This is a genomic window from Acidaminobacter sp. QWL-03, from assembly GCF_058683855.1.
The window spans coordinates 2,028,481-2,045,560 of record NZ_CM178752.1; the positions used below are offsets into that span (position 1 = coordinate 2,028,481).

At 42.1% G+C, this 17,080-nt stretch carries 17 protein-coding genes; 4 read left to right on the forward strand and 13 right to left on the reverse strand.

All coding sequences use genetic code 11. The annotated features are described in order from the left end of the window. Positions 1-12: 12 nt before the first annotated feature. The 11 genes from AC4PHM_RS09445 to AC4PHM_RS09495 form a co-directional block, all read right to left on the reverse strand. Positions 13-594, reverse strand: a complete 582-nt coding sequence (locus AC4PHM_RS09445; RefSeq protein WP_492017566.1) for a DUF2815 family protein — start codon at positions 592-594, stop codon at positions 13-15. Between the two features lies 1 nt (position 595). Continuing rightward, positions 596-1,723 carry a DUF2800 domain-containing protein gene (locus tag AC4PHM_RS09450; RefSeq protein WP_492017567.1) on the reverse strand — a complete coding sequence of 376 codons (1,128 nt, stop codon included), beginning with the start codon at positions 1,721-1,723 and terminating at the stop codon, positions 596-598. Then, a complete protein-coding gene (locus AC4PHM_RS09455; RefSeq protein WP_492017568.1) occupies positions 1,720-2,040 on the reverse strand; it encodes an rRNA biogenesis protein rrp5 in 321 nt (106 codons plus the stop codon). Before AC4PHM_RS09455 ends, AC4PHM_RS09450 begins: the two co-directional genes overlap by 4 nt. 266 nt (positions 2,041-2,306) lie before the next feature. Then, complete coding sequence (locus AC4PHM_RS09460) at positions 2,307-2,699, reverse strand: RNA polymerase sigma factor (protein WP_492017569.1); 393 nt, start codon at positions 2,697-2,699, stop codon at positions 2,307-2,309. Positions 2,700-2,860: 161 nt separating this feature from the next. Beyond that, positions 2,861-3,007 (reverse strand): hypothetical protein, encoded by a 147-nt coding sequence (locus AC4PHM_RS09465; RefSeq protein WP_492017570.1) that lies wholly within the window; start codon positions 3,005-3,007, stop codon positions 2,861-2,863. Positions 3,008-3,042: 35 nt separating this feature from the next. Then, a complete protein-coding gene (locus AC4PHM_RS09470) occupies positions 3,043-3,195 on the reverse strand; it encodes a hypothetical protein (RefSeq protein WP_492017571.1) in 153 nt (50 codons plus the stop codon). A 94-nt stretch (positions 3,196-3,289) separates the two neighbouring features. Next, the gene (locus AC4PHM_RS09475; protein WP_492017572.1) at positions 3,290-4,006 is read right to left on the reverse strand and encodes an ImmA/IrrE family metallo-endopeptidase; all 717 of its coding nucleotides are present in this window, start codon (positions 4,004-4,006) and stop codon (positions 3,290-3,292) included. Between the two features lie 4 nt (positions 4,007-4,010). Beyond that, positions 4,011-4,394 (reverse strand): helix-turn-helix domain-containing protein, encoded by a 384-nt coding sequence (locus AC4PHM_RS09480; RefSeq protein WP_492017573.1) that lies wholly within the window; start codon positions 4,392-4,394, stop codon positions 4,011-4,013. Between the two features lie 141 nt (positions 4,395-4,535). Next, entirely contained in the window at positions 4,536-4,919 is a 384-nt protein-coding gene (locus AC4PHM_RS09485; protein WP_492017574.1) for an ASCH domain-containing protein, read from the reverse strand. Continuing rightward, a complete protein-coding gene (locus AC4PHM_RS09490) occupies positions 4,894-5,997 on the reverse strand; it encodes a GNAT family N-acetyltransferase (RefSeq protein ID WP_492017575.1) in 1,104 nt (367 codons plus the stop codon). The genes AC4PHM_RS09485 and AC4PHM_RS09490 overlap by 26 nt, the downstream gene beginning before the upstream one ends. A 4-nt stretch (positions 5,998-6,001) precedes the next feature. Then, positions 6,002-6,526 carry an AAA family ATPase gene (locus tag AC4PHM_RS09495; RefSeq protein WP_492017576.1) on the reverse strand — a complete coding sequence of 175 codons (525 nt, stop codon included), beginning with the start codon at positions 6,524-6,526 and terminating at the stop codon, positions 6,002-6,004. Between the two features lie 172 nt (positions 6,527-6,698). Here AC4PHM_RS09495 and AC4PHM_RS09500 point away from each other — a divergent pair, with 172 nt between their 5' ends. The 4 genes from AC4PHM_RS09500 to AC4PHM_RS09515 are packed head-to-tail and all read left to right on the forward strand — an operon-like array spanning position 6,699 to position 14,086. Next, positions 6,699-6,911 (forward strand): helix-turn-helix domain-containing protein, encoded by a 213-nt coding sequence (locus AC4PHM_RS09500; RefSeq protein ID WP_492017577.1) that lies wholly within the window; start codon positions 6,699-6,701, stop codon positions 6,909-6,911. A 16-nt stretch (positions 6,912-6,927) separates the two neighbouring features. Next, the gene (locus AC4PHM_RS09505) at positions 6,928-9,771 is read left to right on the forward strand and encodes an SNF2-related protein (protein ID WP_492017578.1); all 2,844 of its coding nucleotides are present in this window, start codon (positions 6,928-6,930) and stop codon (positions 9,769-9,771) included. 18 nt (positions 9,772-9,789) lie between these two features. Further along, on the forward strand, positions 9,790-11,361 hold the full coding sequence (locus tag AC4PHM_RS09510) for a site-specific DNA-methyltransferase (RefSeq protein WP_492017579.1): 1,572 nt from the start codon (positions 9,790-9,792) through the stop codon (positions 11,359-11,361). After that, positions 11,351-14,086: a DEAD/DEAH box helicase family protein gene (locus AC4PHM_RS09515; protein ID WP_492017580.1), complete on the forward strand. Its 2,736-nt coding sequence runs from the start codon at positions 11,351-11,353 to the stop codon at positions 14,084-14,086. The genes AC4PHM_RS09510 and AC4PHM_RS09515 overlap by 11 nt, the downstream gene beginning before the upstream one ends. A gap of 97 nt (positions 14,087-14,183) precedes the next feature. On the opposite strand, the gene AC4PHM_RS09520 is transcribed toward AC4PHM_RS09515, so the two are convergent. Both AC4PHM_RS09520 and rlmD read right to left on the reverse strand, forming a co-directional pair. Next, positions 14,184-14,993 carry a hypothetical protein gene (locus AC4PHM_RS09520; RefSeq protein WP_492017581.1) on the reverse strand — a complete coding sequence of 270 codons (810 nt, stop codon included), beginning with the start codon at positions 14,991-14,993 and terminating at the stop codon, positions 14,184-14,186. Between the two features lie 667 nt (positions 14,994-15,660). Next, positions 15,661-17,049, reverse strand: coding sequence for a 23S rRNA (uracil(1939)-C(5))-methyltransferase RlmD (gene rlmD, locus AC4PHM_RS09525; protein WP_492017582.1), 1,389 nt, complete (start codon positions 17,047-17,049; stop codon positions 15,661-15,663). Between the last annotated feature and the right edge of the window lie 31 nt (positions 17,050-17,080).

A 17,080-nucleotide genomic window follows, 5' to 3' on the forward strand; every position in this document is an offset into this window, starting at 1 on the left:
GTTGTTATGTCCTTAGCCAAGGAAGTCATCGCCATCATAGTCAGAGGTGAAATCATCAGCAGCGCTGGTCTTGCCACCGAGCGGTTCACCATCCTGAATCTTCTGAATGTTCCCAAGGCCACAGGCGACACCACGGTTTCCGTTGGAATTGAAGGCGTAGAAATTGATGCTGACCCTCGCATAGACACCCGAGTAAACCTCTGAACGGCTCATGATGGGATTCAGGGACTTGTCCACAATCTCCGGCGCAGAGTTGGAGTTGGCGTTCACAAAGTAACAGCCTGCATATGCCTCATCATCCGGGCGGTCAACATCGCCGTCGCGTAGCGGGAGCTTGAGTGCTGCCTTACTCGGAATCTTACCACCGAATTTTCCACGGCCTTCTTCAATGGCAGCGTCCACTGCTTTGTTGATCGCATCAATGGTCTTGGTATCGGTCTTGGGAATGATGAGCGAAACGCTGAATTTCTCTGTGCCTCCGTTGATGCTCTTTGGTTCCCAAACATTGGCGTAAGAGAGACGCACGACGCCTGTGACGACCTTTGTGGGATTAGCCTTTGTACCTGTGTTTGTTCTGTTTGCTGTGTTTGACATATTAAATTTCCTCCTTAAAATCCTGCTTTGCGGATGTATTAATTTCCGGCCGTTTGTCGGTTATAGGTACCAGTGCCGGCTTACCCGGCGGTTTTTCGATGAGGTCACCAAGTATTTCACTGAACTTTGGTTTGCCCATCAGTTTTTCCATTTCGGTAAGGGTGATCAAGGACTGTCTGAAGATATCGCGGTATCCGGCTGCCTTAGCTGCTTCTCCAACTGCAGCTTCATCCTTGAACCTTCTATTTGATCGGCCTTCAACTAGCTTGAACCCGCTCCAGCGTTTTCCGTGGTTGAGGGCTGCTTCCAGGGCATAGGACTTGATGTCATTGGCCCAAGACGAGAGGTCATCCAGCTTCATAAGAATTCCCTCGATATCGTCATCCGTGAGGATTGGCGGCAAGGAGAACTCAAATCGCGCAAGACTTAGCTTTTCCTCGGCCCGCGCCCTGCACTTGACTGCTGCCCGGCAAAACTGGCACCAGTCGCCGCAGCTATATTCGCCGCTGCCTTCAAAGGCTAGCTTTGCAGTTGGTACCAGGACTTCGTCTGCCCACTGATAAAGCGCTTCCTTAAACACCACGTAGGTACTAACATTCTCCCTGCGTGGTTGATAGATCGTCATAGCCACTTCGCTGATGTCATATATGACGTCGAAAAGATCTAAAGCACCAAGGGCATACAGTTTCATTTGTGGGTTGTCGTCAGCATGGACTAAAACACCTTGGCCGTACTTGAAGTCCACGATGTGAAGTGTCCCGTCACCGATTACCACACAGTCTCCTGTACCAAAGCCATCTGGCACGAAGCGGGTAAAGTCCAAGCGCTGCTCGATTAGGACCGTTGGATCAGAGCAGGCTTGCTTGAGACCCTCAATAATCTCCAGTACGAACTCAACATAGTCATCGGTGTAAATCTCCATTTCTTCTGAGTTGTACTGGGAGGTTGGCCGTTTCGAGCGCAGCTTGAGGGCTTTTCGCAGCTTGTGTTCTGCAAGAGCATGAGCAGCCGAACCCTCTGCAGCCGCCTCGCCGCTGTTGTCTGAAAACTCGCGCTCCAGCCTTGCTGATGGCGTGCAGTTCATCCAGCGATGCGCACCTGATGCGGATAGGATTGCGTGATTACTCATTTGAGTGCCTCCGCATCTGCCAGTAGTGCAGCGAAATTTGCTGGATCAATCTGACTTAGCTTCGGAGCACCATGCTTTTCTAAAAGCCCGCGCACCTCTGCGGTGAAGCCTGCCTGGCTCTTTTCAGCCAGCACAGCACGAACCTGCTCAAGCGAGACTGCTTTAGCCTTGGGTTTGGGCTCAGCGGCCGGAGGCTCCTGTGCTGCAGGTTGGGCAGGTTCATTGCCCGCCATCGCCTCTGCAGCAGCATGGATGCTGTCTGCCAGTGAACGCAGGTTATCGACCACCTCAAGTAACAGCTTTATTTTGCTCACCATTTTCACCTCCCTCCTCAACGATAGACATCGTCCTTACACTGTCGCCGGGGATGATAACCGTCAACCTTTGCTTGTCACCCAGTAGGAGACGAACCAGTCGTTCCCTCATGTTGACATGCCTACAGCCGACAATTCCTCCGCCCGGCGGTTCTTTTGAAACACTGATTTTGAGCGTGTGTCTCATGTGAATCACCTTTCCTTTATGAAGGCTGATTTTGTTTGTGCCTTCTGATGTATGCCAGGAGAAACAGCCGAATCGGACGGTCTTATTCCAGAAATTTTCTGAGTTTCTTTTTGGCGCGATCTACGGCATGACGGATGGCGGATTCGTCTTTGTCTTCTGCAGCAGCAAGGTCAGTGTATGTCCAGCCCTCTAGTAGACACTTGCGAATCAAGTACTGCTGGCGTTCATTCAAGCAGGACATGGCGTGGCTGATAACTTCGGATTCAATCAAGTCAGCAAGCAAGTCAGTACCATCGTTAAAAAATCGTATGTCCTCATATTCAAAAGTTGAAAGCTGGGTGTGACGATCAGGGCGTGAGTTTTTACGGTCGTTTTTCTTTTCAGCATCAATTGACTCAAGGTAGAAGGTACCGACTTCTTGGGACACTTCAAGGTCGAGTATTTTGCCATCTGCATCTTTATAATTGATTTTCATTGGTTGGCTCCTTTCAGGCAGGAGCCAAGCGTGAGATATGTAAAAGAGCCGAATAGTCACGAAATACAAAAAGCCGGATGGTCACGAATTTGAATTTCGTAACTCATCCGGCCATTTGGTAGCTCGCACTCGGCTCCGTTGCTCGGTATGACTTTATTGGGTTATTTTTTCTTTGGTGATGGTTTTGTCTGTGCCAGTGCACTCGCAGCCACAGACTTGGTCTTGGCACTGGTTCTACCATCTCTTAAAAGAGACGATGCCTTGCGCGCAACCGATGGGGATGTTTGTTTGCTGTTACTCTTAGCCATAAAATCACCTCCCTTCATCTGGTTTCAGGCTTTAGCTAGGAAGCCTTAATCTCTGAATCTTCATTACAGGGAACCGAGACGAACTTTCCGCACTGTGGACATTTAAGCATGACTTCGACTTCTTCTTTTGGAAGCTTGGAAATATCAAAGGCTCTTCGCCCGCAGTTTGGACACTTCATTTTTCTCATAGGCATTCTCCTTTCGCGTTCGCAATATCGCTGCTCCGCTTTTTAGCGAAGTTGTTGAGCAAAAAAAATGGTGCATTTAATAGAGGAGCATTTCCTAAAGAGGAATATGCCCCAATTCATTAAGTCTGATTTCAGCAGATTGTTTTGAAACCTGATAGAATGCAGCAATCTCCTCAATAATCCAACGTGTAGGTGGCATGAGATTCGCTGCAATAAAAGGATTTTCAAGGCTTTCAGCTAACAATCTCGCAAATACAACTCCTACTGTTTCCTTCGGCATAAGGATACGCGGTGCGATTCCATTAGCTTGCCATTCCATCCAGTCCTCATCGGTCCAATTGGTATTGTAACTCTCATTCTTGATATCCGTAGGGCATCGAAAAGCCACAGCGGTTTTTCCATCGTTGACACTTGCTATAATGTGGTAGTTCCGATGCTTGACCCAATGAACACATTCATGAGCAATTGTATTACGCTTACTGCCAAGATTACGGAGAGTAAGGGTATCTGGGTCGATAATCATTGTCCCAGGCTTAACCTTAACTTCTCTGTATTCATCGTTTTCACGATCGTAGATTTCAGCCAATCCACCAGTGAAACACATCTGTCCCAGAATGCTAAAATCTTCTGTAAGTCTGCTTTCGACAACTGTTAGCCCCAACTTCTTTCTCGCGATCTCTTCAATCGGCACTGCCATAGGAGACTCAAGAGCTTCTGGATAATAAGCTGATAGGAATTTAGTGGCCTCATCATCAAATTCAGCCTTACTTATACGAGGTACATAATCGTTTAGCTTTCCATTTGAAGGCATAGGCTCACTCCTTATCGTCCATTTCTTCAACAATCTTCTTCCAGAAATCGTCTCCAAGTTTTTTATCATTTGCTCTTCTCAAAGCAACTCTTACATGAGGAATATCCTCATCCATAATGTAACTCGGCAGGTCAGGAGCTGCTTCATTACGCTCGCGTCCGGCAAGATCAAACATCTCTGCTTTTTCTTCTGGAGATAGGTGAAGTACTGTAGCAATCTTCTCAAGCAATTTCATCTCAGGCGGATTTCGCCTCCCTTTTATAATGTCCGAGAGGTATGTTGCTGTCATTTCCATTGCTTTAGCAATATCTTTCAGCATGATATCTCCACCATCGGCGGCACGTCCTCTACGCTTTTCATCAATGAATTTTCCAAATTCACCAGCCATGATTCGAACCTCCTTTCATAAGTGAGCTTTTACGCTTATTCGCTACTTCGCTTTTTAGCGTATCATATTTAAAATGTCCTGTCAAGCATAAAAAAGCCGCACATTTTTCAGTGCGACTTTTGATGTCCCTTTAATAGATAATTACAGGGCTGAGGCTTTTAAGTAGATAAACGACTGCGGTGGATAATCAATTCCGTAATCTGAAAGCTTCCTAGGTTCGTCATAGGCTTCAACATTTTTTAGCCTATATGCAACTGCTTTCTTTTTTCCCTTATAGTAGGCCCGGAAAAAATTATAAGTTATCCCCGCATACTCTTTTGTCTGCCTCCAAACTTCATTGATATCATCTTCAATAATCTCATCAATTTCAGCTTCAGCTACTACCATTTTATGTGGAGCTGTCGCATATATAATGATCTTATCAACTTCAGGCTTACATCGTACTTTTCTAAATTCAAAGAGTTTTTTCCCGCTGAGGATGTTTTCAACATGCTCAGGATTAATCGATAATAACATTTGACACATCTATGTCGCCCTCCCTAAGTATTGCTTTGAATTCCTCAGGACTCAATTGAGTTTCTGCAGGATATTCATTTCCCTTGGTCCAATAATTGTTTCGATCAAGCCAATCCATGTTAACGTTATTTCCTTCGCCAAAATAACCATAGTAGAGCATCTCAATAATAACTAAATTACGATCGTTATCGTATTTAGTTCTCATTTCGCGTTCGTTGTAAACTGACTTATTACCTATAAGTGCTTTAAGCTCATCAAATGAAAGATGGCATCGATTATTTGTTTTTACCATTACTACATTGTTGACAATACAGTATGAGGTCACACATGATCTGTACCTAGGCTTCTGCCCATCTTGCTTTGTATGCCTGCGATAAATGAGTACAGGCTCTCCAGTTTGATAATGTGGGCGGGAATATTGTGCACCTACATATATTTTACATAATCCATTTGCTACAGCCAAGCCAACGCTTTCTTGTAAAGTCCTACTAACTTCAGAATATGGGAATAGTGTATCGTGATAAACGTCGTTCACAATCAAGTAACCGGCTTTGTTAAAAGTCGGATTAATAAAAGGAAATGACTTATAAGGATCACTATAATCAACAGAACCTCTGCTTTTTATGTAAACACGCTCGCCATTAGTGTTATAGCCAGCCAAAATAAATCCAAAGCGTTCAAAGAGTCCAATGAGTGTATCATGCTTTTCAAATACCGTAACATATATTTCTTCAGTCTTAGATCTTTGCCATTTCCAGAGGGCTAATCCAATTGCACCTTCACCAAGTCTCTGCCCTCGATATCTTTCCGCGAGTCGGAGTGTACTTATTTTAATTCTTGGGATGGCCGGGAGTACACCATCAGCCAGTTCAATCGGCTCATTCTCATCTTTAAGGCAAATAAAAGCTCCTAAGCCTTCTTCATCATCAAACACGAGTGCCGTTGAATCAGTGGTCGCTTTTCGTTGGAACCACCTTTCAAAGCCTATATTATGTTCATCTGCTGGATAATCTTCCTTGAGAGAATCGAAAAATGGGTCGTCTAAATCAATATCCGCAAACTTTTTGAACATGAATTTCCCTGCCATCATACTACCTCCCCATAATCACTCGAATAAAGTCGAGTATTTTGTCTAAATCATCCTCTCCTAAAGAAACAATAAAAGGTACTTTTAGCGTATTAGCGATCTCTGTCGCATACGTAATTTCCTCATTCTGAAATCTAGTGATATCTTCAATGCTGTGGTCCATACCATCGCGCTGCCTACGTCTTTCAGCAATTACATCTGGATTTGATGTAAGCAGGATGATTGCATCAGGTTGGAGTTTTAGGAAAGTATCGATCGGAATTCTTGTGATCTCTCCATGTGAATTAAGCAAGCAAAAATGTCCGTCAAGGATGTACTGACTTCCTAATGAATTCAGCTCATCGATTGCTAATAGTAGATATTGCTGATTTTCATCAATGTCGGGTATGAGTTTGTCATTGGAGAATTTCGCCTTTTTTCTTTCAGAAATCAGTCCACTAGCAGAGTATGTATTTATAGACATTTCTGATTCGGCTCTGCTACAAAAATATGATTTACCAACCCCGTGAACACCACCGATGAATATCATATTATTCCCTCCATATTATAACAGTAACATTTCAAACAGAGTAAATCAAGAGAAATGTATGCAAAATCAAGCGTTCGCTCGTTTTATTCTTGCTATTTCATTTTTTATTTGATATGCTTTTCCTGTACAGTCGGGTGCAATATGCTTCGATACTCTAAATGAGGTGAGCGAAATGGCAATTACTTATAAAAAATTATGGAAGCTACTTATTGATAAAGATCTTAAAAAAAAGGATCTTCAACAGCTTGCTGGTATCAGTTCGGCTTCAATCACCAAACTAGGAAAGAATGAAAATGTCAACACTGAAATCCTCGAGAAAATCTGCAAAGCCTTGAATTGCGATATTGCAGACATTATGGAAATAAGCGACGAATCTAAGAAATAGGTGGGGGTGATTCATTATGGATAGATATACGCCGCATCAGGCGAGGTATTTTGCTGAACAAATTATGTTGAAACGTCCTCAAGCTAGCATTGATGGACTTGCGTCAGCAATGTCAGGCGTTAAGGTAGACCTTAATCCCCATCAAGTTGATGCTGCATTATTTGCTTTGAAATCACCACTATCAAATGGAGCATTACTTGCTGATGAGGTTGGATTAGGAAAAACCATTGAAGCAGGATTGGTGCTTGCGCAGCATTGGTCAGAACGCAAGCGTAGAATATTGCTCATTGTTCCGGCTTCCCTTCGAACACAATGGAGAGCCGAACTTGAAGAGAAGTTTTACATAAAGTCCACAATACTCGAGTCATCCAATTTCAACAAAGCAAAAAAAGCAGGCGCCTTGAATCCGTTCGATCTCAAGGATGAAGTTGTTATCTGCTCTTATAACTTTGCTTCACTAAAGGCAAACGAAGTTCATGCTACACCCTGGGATCTAGTCATAATAGATGAGGCTCACCGACTTCGTAATGTTTATAAATCAGGTAATGTTACAGGAAGCCGACTAAAAATGGCGTTATCAAAGAAACGCAAACTACTTCTTACCGCGACCCCTCTTCAGAATAATCTGATGGAGTTATATGGCTTGGTAAGTATCATTGACGAGCATGTCTTTGGAGATGCTCGTACCTTCCGTGACATGTATGTTTCGGTTACAAATGAAGAACTGCGTAATCGAGCTTTAAAAATAAGGCTACAACAATTCTGCAAACGCACACTCCGGAAGCAAGTAACGGAGTATGTCAATTACACTAGCCGTATTGCTATTTTACAGGAATATACTCCAACAGCAGATGAAGAAAAACTCTATAATCTAGTGTCATCCTATCTACAAACTGAGCGATTATTTGCTCTTCCGCAAGGGCAACGAACCTTAATCACATTGGTATTAAGGAAATTATTAGCGTCTTCTACATTTGCAATATCAGGCACATTAAATTCATTGATTGAGAGGTTAGAGCTACTACTAAAGGGGCTTGATACTCAGCTTGAATTTAATGAAGATTACGATACCTTCGATGAACTAATCGAAGAACAAGAAGATGCAGAAGATCCGCTGCTTAATGGCCTTGAACAAGATCGAGCTGCCGTTTCAAATGAACTCAACATGTTGAGAGCGTACGCTGATTTAGCCAAGAGTATCACCAATAATGCCAAGGGTGAAAATTTGCTGGTTGCGCTTCAAAATGGATTTGATGAGACAGAAAAACGTGGTGGGCAAAGAAAAGCGGTCATCTTTACTGAATCTCGCCGAACACAAGATTATTTGTTGAACCTACTATCAAACAATGGGTTTCAAGATCAAATCGTTTTTTTGAATGGCTCAAACAACGACGATATCTCAAAACGAATTTATTCTGAATGGAAAGAGCGTCATAAAAATGATGGTATCATTTCTGGTTCCCGTCAAGCAGATATGAAAGCAGCCGTTGTCGAAGAGTTCCGTGATAGAGCGAGTATTTTGATTGGAACAGAAGCCGCTGCAGAAGGTATCAACCTTCAGTTTTGTAGTTTAATAGTAAATTATGACCTGCCATGGAATCCTCAACGGATTGAACAGCGCATAGGCCGCTGCCATCGTTATGGTCAGAAGAATGATGTTGTTGTAATAAACTTCCTGAATAAAAAGAATGCAGCTGACGTTCGAGTTTATGAGCTTTTAGATCAAAAATTTCGCTTGTTTAGCGGATTGTTCGGTTCATCAGATGAAGTGCTTGGATCAATCGAATCCGGCATTGATTTTGAAAAAAGAATTGCAGAAATTTATCAGACCTGTAAAACAACCGATGAAATTCAAAGAGAATTTGATGCATTACAAGAGGAACTCTCAGACCGTATTAATGAAAAAATGGTTGCGGCCCGTCAGTCTATCCTTGAAAACTTCGATGAAGAAGTCGCTGCTCGACTTAGGGGTTGTCAGATGGATACGCTTGCTGGCCTCGATAAATTTAGCCGTTGGCTCTGTAACTTTTTTATAATAAAAGGTGCGGAGAGAGTCCAACCGTTGGACCAATGGCGTTTTAAATACCAAGTAAATGGTTCAACAGAGACATATAATGTTCAGTGGAAAGATGCAGAGCGCCAAGGAGACATATTTTTACGACGTGATGATCCTATGTGCCAACAATGGCTCTCTGAGGCAGTAGAAGTTCCATTAACACCCGTAACAATACGTTTTGATCACACGAACGCTCTGGATCATCGTATTAGCTTTCTAGAAAGCCACCCTAATCTACGTGGAGTTCTTTCGATTGATAAACTCATATATAGCGGTTTTGATACTGAAGAACATTTGATTTTCTCAGTTGTAACCGAGGATGGAACTGATTTGGATGATGACTTAATAAATCGTATCATGGAATTACCCGCAGAGATAATACATGATTCTGGAACCGACGTGTCCATTCTAGATTCTCTCAGGCAGACAAATGCAGAAAAACAGAAGTCCGAGATTGAACGTACTAACAAAGAGTACTTCTTGGCTGAGTGTGCAAAATTAGATGCCTTTAGTGAGGACCTAAAAGACGGATTGCAACGAGAGCTTAAAGATTTGAACAAAGAAATAACTGAGAAGAAGCGCTTATTTAAAGCTAGTACAGATAAGCCATTATCAGAAATGCTTGACATGAAGGATGAAATCAATCGTCTTGAGGAAAAGCGAAAGAAGCTACGTCGCGAAATATATGACCGCGAAGATGAAATCGATGTCCAAAATGAGCGGTTACAGCTAGAAATCAGATCTAAACTTGAAGGTGCATCTACACTTGAACACATTATGACAATTTCATTTGAAGTTGTTTAGAATACGGAGGGATTCAAAATGCAAAAACTGGAACTAACTTGGATTGGCAAAGGAAATGAACCACAAGTGGAGCCTAGAATTCTATTGCACGATCCATCATACGATTATGGCGACCCTAATTCAGAAAATATGCTAATACATGGGGATAATTTACTTGCCTTAAAAGCTCTCGAGCAAAATTTTGCAGGTCAAGTAAAATGTATCTATATCGACCCTCCTTACAACACTGGATCTGCATTCGAACAGTATGACGACAATTTGGAGCATTCGACCTGGCTTTCATTGATGAAGCCGCGTATGCAAATTCTTCAAAACTTGTTAAGTGATGACGGTAGCATTTGGATAAGTATTGATGATGACGAAGGTCATTATCTTAAAGTACTGTGCGATGAAATATTTGGTCGTCAGAATTTCGTTAATACCGTAATTTGGGAAAAAAAGTTTTCGCCACAGAATGATGCAAAATGGCTTTCAGATAGTCACGACTTTATTTTGGTTTATGCAAAAAACAAACCAATGTGGAAACCTAATTTACTACCGAGAACAGAAAAAATGAATAGTCGATACAAAAATCCGGATAACGACCCGCGAGGGCCTTGGACTTCTGGCGATGTTTCAGTAAAAACCTACAATGCAAATACGGACTACCCAATAACAACCCCTAGCGGACGAATAGTAAACCCGCCTGCTGGATATTGTTGGAGATTTTCTAAGGAGAAGTTTGCAGAGCTCGTAGCAGATAATCGTATTTGGTTTGGTGAAAAAGGAGAAAATGTTCCCCGAATAAAACGGTTTTTGACTGATGTTAAGGATGGAATGACAGCAATGACCTTATGGAAACACACAGAGGTAGGTCACAATCAAGATGCTCGCAAAGAAGTCGTGGCTTTTAATTCTCAGTCAGTTTTTGCAACGCCGAAACCAGAGCGACTAATTGAGCGCATTCTTACTTTAGGCAGCAGTGAAGGTGATCTTATTCTTGATAGTTTTCTCGGCTCTGGAACAACTGCTGCCGTCGCACATAAGATGGGCCGTAAGTGGATTGGAATCGAGCTAGGTAACCACTGTTATACACATTGCTTACCGCGGATTAAATCTGTTATTGATGGAGAACAAGGAGGCATTTCAAAAGCTCTAGAATGGCAAGGAGGTGGAGGCTTCAAGTTTTATGAACTTGCACCAACACTTATAGTGACTGACTCTCACGGTCAACCTATTTTTAATGAGCAGTATAATGCGCAAATGTTGGTTTCAGCAATAGCAAAATTAAACGGATTTATTTATAGTCCAGACCCGGATGTCTTCTGGAAGCAAGGTATCAGTCAAGATAACAGCTTCATTTTTGTCACAACACAGTACTTAACAACTGCTCAGCTGGATGACATCTCGAGAGATCTCACAGAATACGAAAAATTGTTAATTTGTGCACCTGCGTTTGATGTTGGGCTTGGAAAACGTTATGAAAATATAGACGTACGTAAAATACCACAATCAATATTATTCAAATGTGAATATGGTGTTGATAACTATAACTTAAGCATTGTTAATCCGCCAGAAATTGATGAGGAGGAATGGGAAGATGCTGAATAGTAATGCAAAGTTCATTAATAATCGTCTTGCTCTACGTCCTCCTCAGAGAGAGAGTTTAGAGCGTTTTCAGCAAATAGTTGATATCTTATCACTATCGAAGACTCCAGATTTGGATGACGAATTGAACAAGATAAGAGAGCTTTATCCTACTCTCACAAGCTTTGAAAGGGAATTCCCTTCTGTGTGTTTTGCTCTTGCTACTGGTATTGGTAAAACAAGGCTAATGGGTGCTTTAATCGCTTATCTTCACTACGAGAAAGGTATAAAGAACTTCTTTGTGATGGCTCCCAACATAACGATTTATAAAAAACTGAAAACAGATCTTGGAGATTCTTCAAATCCCAAATACGTTTTTCGTGGCTTAGACAAATTTGTTAACCCGCCTAGAATAATTGATGGTGATAACTATGAAGACTTTAGACAACATACTTTTTTTGACTCTGGTATTATCATTAATGTATTTAATATTTCAAAACTCAACTCAGATTCTGGAAGAATGCGTCGGCTAAATGAAGTTCTTGGACAATCATACTTCAAATATCTTCAAGAGCTGCCCGACCTTTGCATATTTATGGATGAAAGTCATCATTATCATGCAGACAGAGGATTTGAGACGATTAATGAATTGAAACCTATTTTAGGAGTTGAATTGACAGCTACGCCACAAATACAAAATGGCGCGCGAAAAATTGATTTTAAGAACGTTGTTTACGAATACTCACTTGCACATGCGCTCAATGACGGTTTGTACGTTAAGGTCCCTGCTGTTTTTACTCGGAAAGATTTCAGGCCTGAAGAGTACACACCGATACAACTTGACCGAGAAAAATTAAACGATGGGATCAGGCTGCATGAAGAAACGAAAAGCAAATTAGACGTTTTTTCTCGTACTTATGGAAAACCTTTGGTCAAGCCATTTGTTCTTGTAGTAGCAAAAGATACTGATCATTCAAAGCAAATTAAAGAATATTTGACCTCTGATAGCTTTTTTCGCGGTTATTACCGTGATAAGGTACTTGAAATCAACTCCGCACAGCGAGGTGCAGAAAAAGATGAGAATATTGAGCGATTGTTGTCGTTAGAACAATCAGATAACAGAATTGAGATCGTTATCCATGTTAATATGCTGAAAGAAGGATGGGATGTTACAAATCTATATACAATTGTTCCTCTTCGTGCCTCAGCATCAGAGACTCTCACTGAACAAACAATCGGCCGCGGCCTTCGTCTACCATACGGTCAAAGAACTGGTGAAGATGAAGTTGACAGACTTTCTATTGTGAGTCATGATCGCTATGAAACTATCATAAATCTTGCTAATGATCCAAATTCATTAGTACGACGGGTATACTACATTGATCCATCAGAAATTAAAACCGATGACCAACGCGAGACAGTAGAGCTTCCATCAGTGTATGATCAAATTACATCATCAAAGAACTTTACAGAGCAATTAGCATTTACTCTCTGGGAAACAGCTAGGACATCTTACAAAGAAGAGAATTCACAAGAACAAACCATTCAGGTGGCACAGTTTGTAGCAAAGATGGCTTCAAAAACAGTGATGGAGCTTGGTAAACAAGTTAAAACTTTTGATGCTACAAAAGATGAAGAAACCAGAAGAATTGTTCATACAAGCATTGTGAATGAAACAATAAGGAATTTTCCCGTTCTCGGTTTGAAAAAAGAAGATTTAGATGTAGTTGTCGAACAAGCTATAGATACCTGTGTACAAGCATTAACCGACAATGTAATTCCCATTCCAATCGCTGTTGTGCAACCTTTTACTGAAGTGAAACGTGGTTTTTATCCTTTTAAACTCGATACTCGCAACATGGTCTGGCATCCATCTGACGATACACTTGTAGGAACCGAGTTGCAGGAAGGCGGGCAAACTTTCGAACTTACGACGAGTTTTAATTTGTTTTCCCAATCCGATACTGTAGAGAATGAAGTAGCTAGGCATATCATCGTCCATGATAACGTGGATTATACTACATGCGCCGATTTAATATATTCTCTTATTGCTGATGCTAAAAACCACTTTTTGTCGTACTTAAATTCTGAAGAAGCTGAAAAGGTTATGCGCGATCGTCAGAAATCTTTAGCAGAAATAATCTATGCACAAATGAATGAGCATTTCTATAAGGAGGAAACCAGCTATAAAGCCTCTAGCATGAGACCGTTCACTCGTATTGAAACTGGTTTTGGAGGTAAGTTTAAGTCGGATGATATTTTAGATTTACGTGCAACACTTCCATCATCAGAAGTAAAAACTAAGGTTTTCAAAGGCTTTAATAAAGCGTGTCATACTTTGTATAAATTTGATAGTGATACCGAACGTAGGTTTGCAATTGTATTAGAAAATGACACCTTTGTACTTCGTTGGATGCGCCCTTCTGCTAAACAGTTCAACATCTATTATGGTCCAGGTGGAATAAGTCGCTATGAACCGGATTTCATAGTAGAAACTGAAAATACCATCTATATGGTCGAGACAAAAGCTGCGGATGAAGTAAAAAAGGCTTTACAGAGTAAATCCGGAGATGTCTGGGAAAAGTCAATCGCAGGGCAAGAATACTGTCGTGCTGTTTCAGAATGGAATATGGCAAATGGCGGTAAATCTTGGGTTTACAAGATCATATCGCATGATGAGATTCGATTACAGTCAAGTTTTAACTACCTCGTGAATAATGCAGCACAGATGGAACAACTAGAGATTTGAAGTAAAAGGAAAGCAAAAAACAAACGTCCGAACTGATTACCAGTTAGGGCGTTTGTTTTTCATGTCCTTTAGAATTAATATTTGAGAAATCAAAATGTTACTTTAAATTTTTACTTATCCACCTTTTCAGTGAGATAATATTGTTGAATATATTCGTATTTGGAGGGGGTGACTTATAGAGGAGCTGTTTAGGTAATACATCCTTAATAACAGCTGCGCCAACCGATGTATTATTCCCTTCCTGAAATGTTAATAAAAAAAGTGGTACATTCAGCATCCGAGCGAGATCATAAACAGGTAACCAGGTATTATAATCGCCACCTCGATAGTTGTAATATTTTGCTGGATCATAATTTTCTATATTGAAAGTAGCAGTCACTCGCTTTTCTATAATCGCAAGCACTTGACTTGAGTCATGCCTTGATATAATGAATCCATCAATATTTCCGCCCCATTTAAGCTCATTGGACTCCAGAACATCGTCTATATAGCTATCATTTATTCGACCCTGCATTTCGTTATATCCTTTTGTTTGTATAGTACCTTTGTTTTCAGCCCACCATTGTATAAACTCGGCTGTGCTTTTTATTGACTGTGAAACCTCAACTACTTGACCATTATGTAATGCAACATTGTAGTAAGTAAAAAAATCAGTTTTCTCTTTATGTACAATAATATAGAATGGAACATTAATTTTTGATGCAAGGGTGCATTTTGCATGCAAAGAATCAATCGTAAATGCGTTCCTGTAATCGAACTCTTCATTTTCGTCTATATCAAAAGCCTCGATTGCCACAGTAAATTCGCTGTTTTTCCCTATTAGAAGGCCTTGTAAGTCGTACATATGCGAATTTTCATATATTCTGTTTGCTAATTCGTGTTCTCTTTCAGTATCACGTCTTTTCAATTCTTCGCCCCCCTCGATCTAAAAACGATTATTAGTGTACTATTAAATTTTACCAGATTGAGGTAATATTACACAATAAAAAAGTGACCGCTTTACTGTCAGTTACCGATTGCATAATAAAATGAATCTTTATTTTGAAAATGAATAATAAAAACTATTGTTCAACGATTCTTCAAATGTTTAACGATATACCTTTTAAGTGCACACCTCTATTAAAAGACAAACGATTTGAAGCAAAAAAAAACTATCATACACCATACTGTGACGTGAATCTGAACAGCAGACTTCAAAACAATGTAACAAGCCAGCCCCATAAAACTCTGGGGATAGCTTGTTTCAAGCCTTTTCAGGGCAAAATAAAACCATCAACCGATAAAATACTTTTATCAATTGATGGTATTACTTTTGATGGAGTCGAGGTGACAACTTCATTAATCCACGCTTTTTCTTTATTCTAGACCCTTTTCAACAACAGTTCTCTAGCTTCAACCTATCCTAAATACAGTAGTTCCCTTAACTCGCAGTGCAAAAAGCAGTTCTATAGCCCCAACCCAACCATTCTTTAAGACCTGCCCTACTTACAATAGATAAAAAAGAAAGGTTTCCAGCAATCGGCGATCATTACCGAAAGTCTGAAAACCTCTGATTTCAGCCCTTTTCTGGCCAATTATTTGTCTTTGCGTGACATCAATACTACCGTCTCAACATGCCCCGTCTCCCCAAAAAGATCCACCGGCTGCACCGCTGCCAGCTTATAGGCAGGTTCCTCCAGGCCCGACTCCCCGCCGCCGCACAGAATTTTCAGATCCCGCGCCAGCGTGGAAGGCTTGCAGGACACATAGACGATCTTCTCCGGCTTCATGTCCAGCAGTGTCCGAAGCACCTCCGGCTCACAGCCCTTACGAGGTGGATCCAGGACGACAACATCAGGCCGTATGCCCTGTTCCGCCAGTCGCGGCATGACATCCTCCGCTTTGCCAGCTATAAACTCCACATGCGCCACACCGGCGCGTCTGGCATTTTCAACTGCATCCTCCACCGCTGGTCTCACGCTTTCAATCCCGTAGACTTTCCGTGCTTTTCTTGACAGGCTAAGAGATATTGTTCCGATACCGGAATAAACGTCAAAAACGGTTTCGGTACCCTTCAAATCCGCAAACTCAATGGCTTTCTGATAGAGCACTTTCGTCTGCGCCGTATTGACCTGGAAAAAGGACAGCGGACTGATGCCAAACTCAAAGCCGTCTATTTCCCCATAAATCCGTTCAGTCCCAAACAACACCTTATTTTGTGGCCCCAGCACCTGACTGCCAGGCTTGGTGTTTGTATTGAGCACAAGGCTCTCGATCTCAGGGACTGCGCCCACAAGCCGGGCTACAAGTGCTGCTTCGCCGTGCATCGCTTTCACCGTCGCCACCAGCACCACCATGAGTCCGCCGGTGATGTTGGAATGCCGGATCATCAGATGACGCAGCACACCTTCCTGTGTCTTGGGATTGTATGTCGTCACACCGGTCTCCTGGATCCAGGTCTTGAGTGCCGCAACAACCCGCCCGTTGATCTCCGGCTGAATCAAGCAGTCCTTGATGTCAATGACCTCATGGGACCCCGCCTTAAAAAAACCAACCCGAACCTGCCCATTGACCTTCCGTATAGGGTATTGGCCGTTGTTTCTATAACGCAAAGGCGCATCCATCCCCAGCGTCAGCGGCACCTCGATCCCCTTAAACCCGCCAATCCGCTCCAGCGCGTCCTGAACCGTCACACGCTTGGCTTCCAGCTGCGCCGGATAGTCAAGGTGCTGCAGCTGACAACCGCCGCATTCCGGAAAATAGGGACAGGGTGGCGCAACACGAGCAGGTGATGCCGCCAGGATCTGCGTCAGCCGGCCTTTGGCATAGTTTTTCTTCTGCTCCACTAAAACGCATTCCACGATCTCCCCGGGCAGTGCTCCGGGCACAAATACCGCCATGCCGTCCAGACGGCCAATGCCCTCCCCTTCCTCGCTGAGCGCCGTGATTGTAACCTGCTGCGGTTTCATTGAAATATCGTCCATGGTAGTTCCTCCAATTAGTTCTAATTTGGGT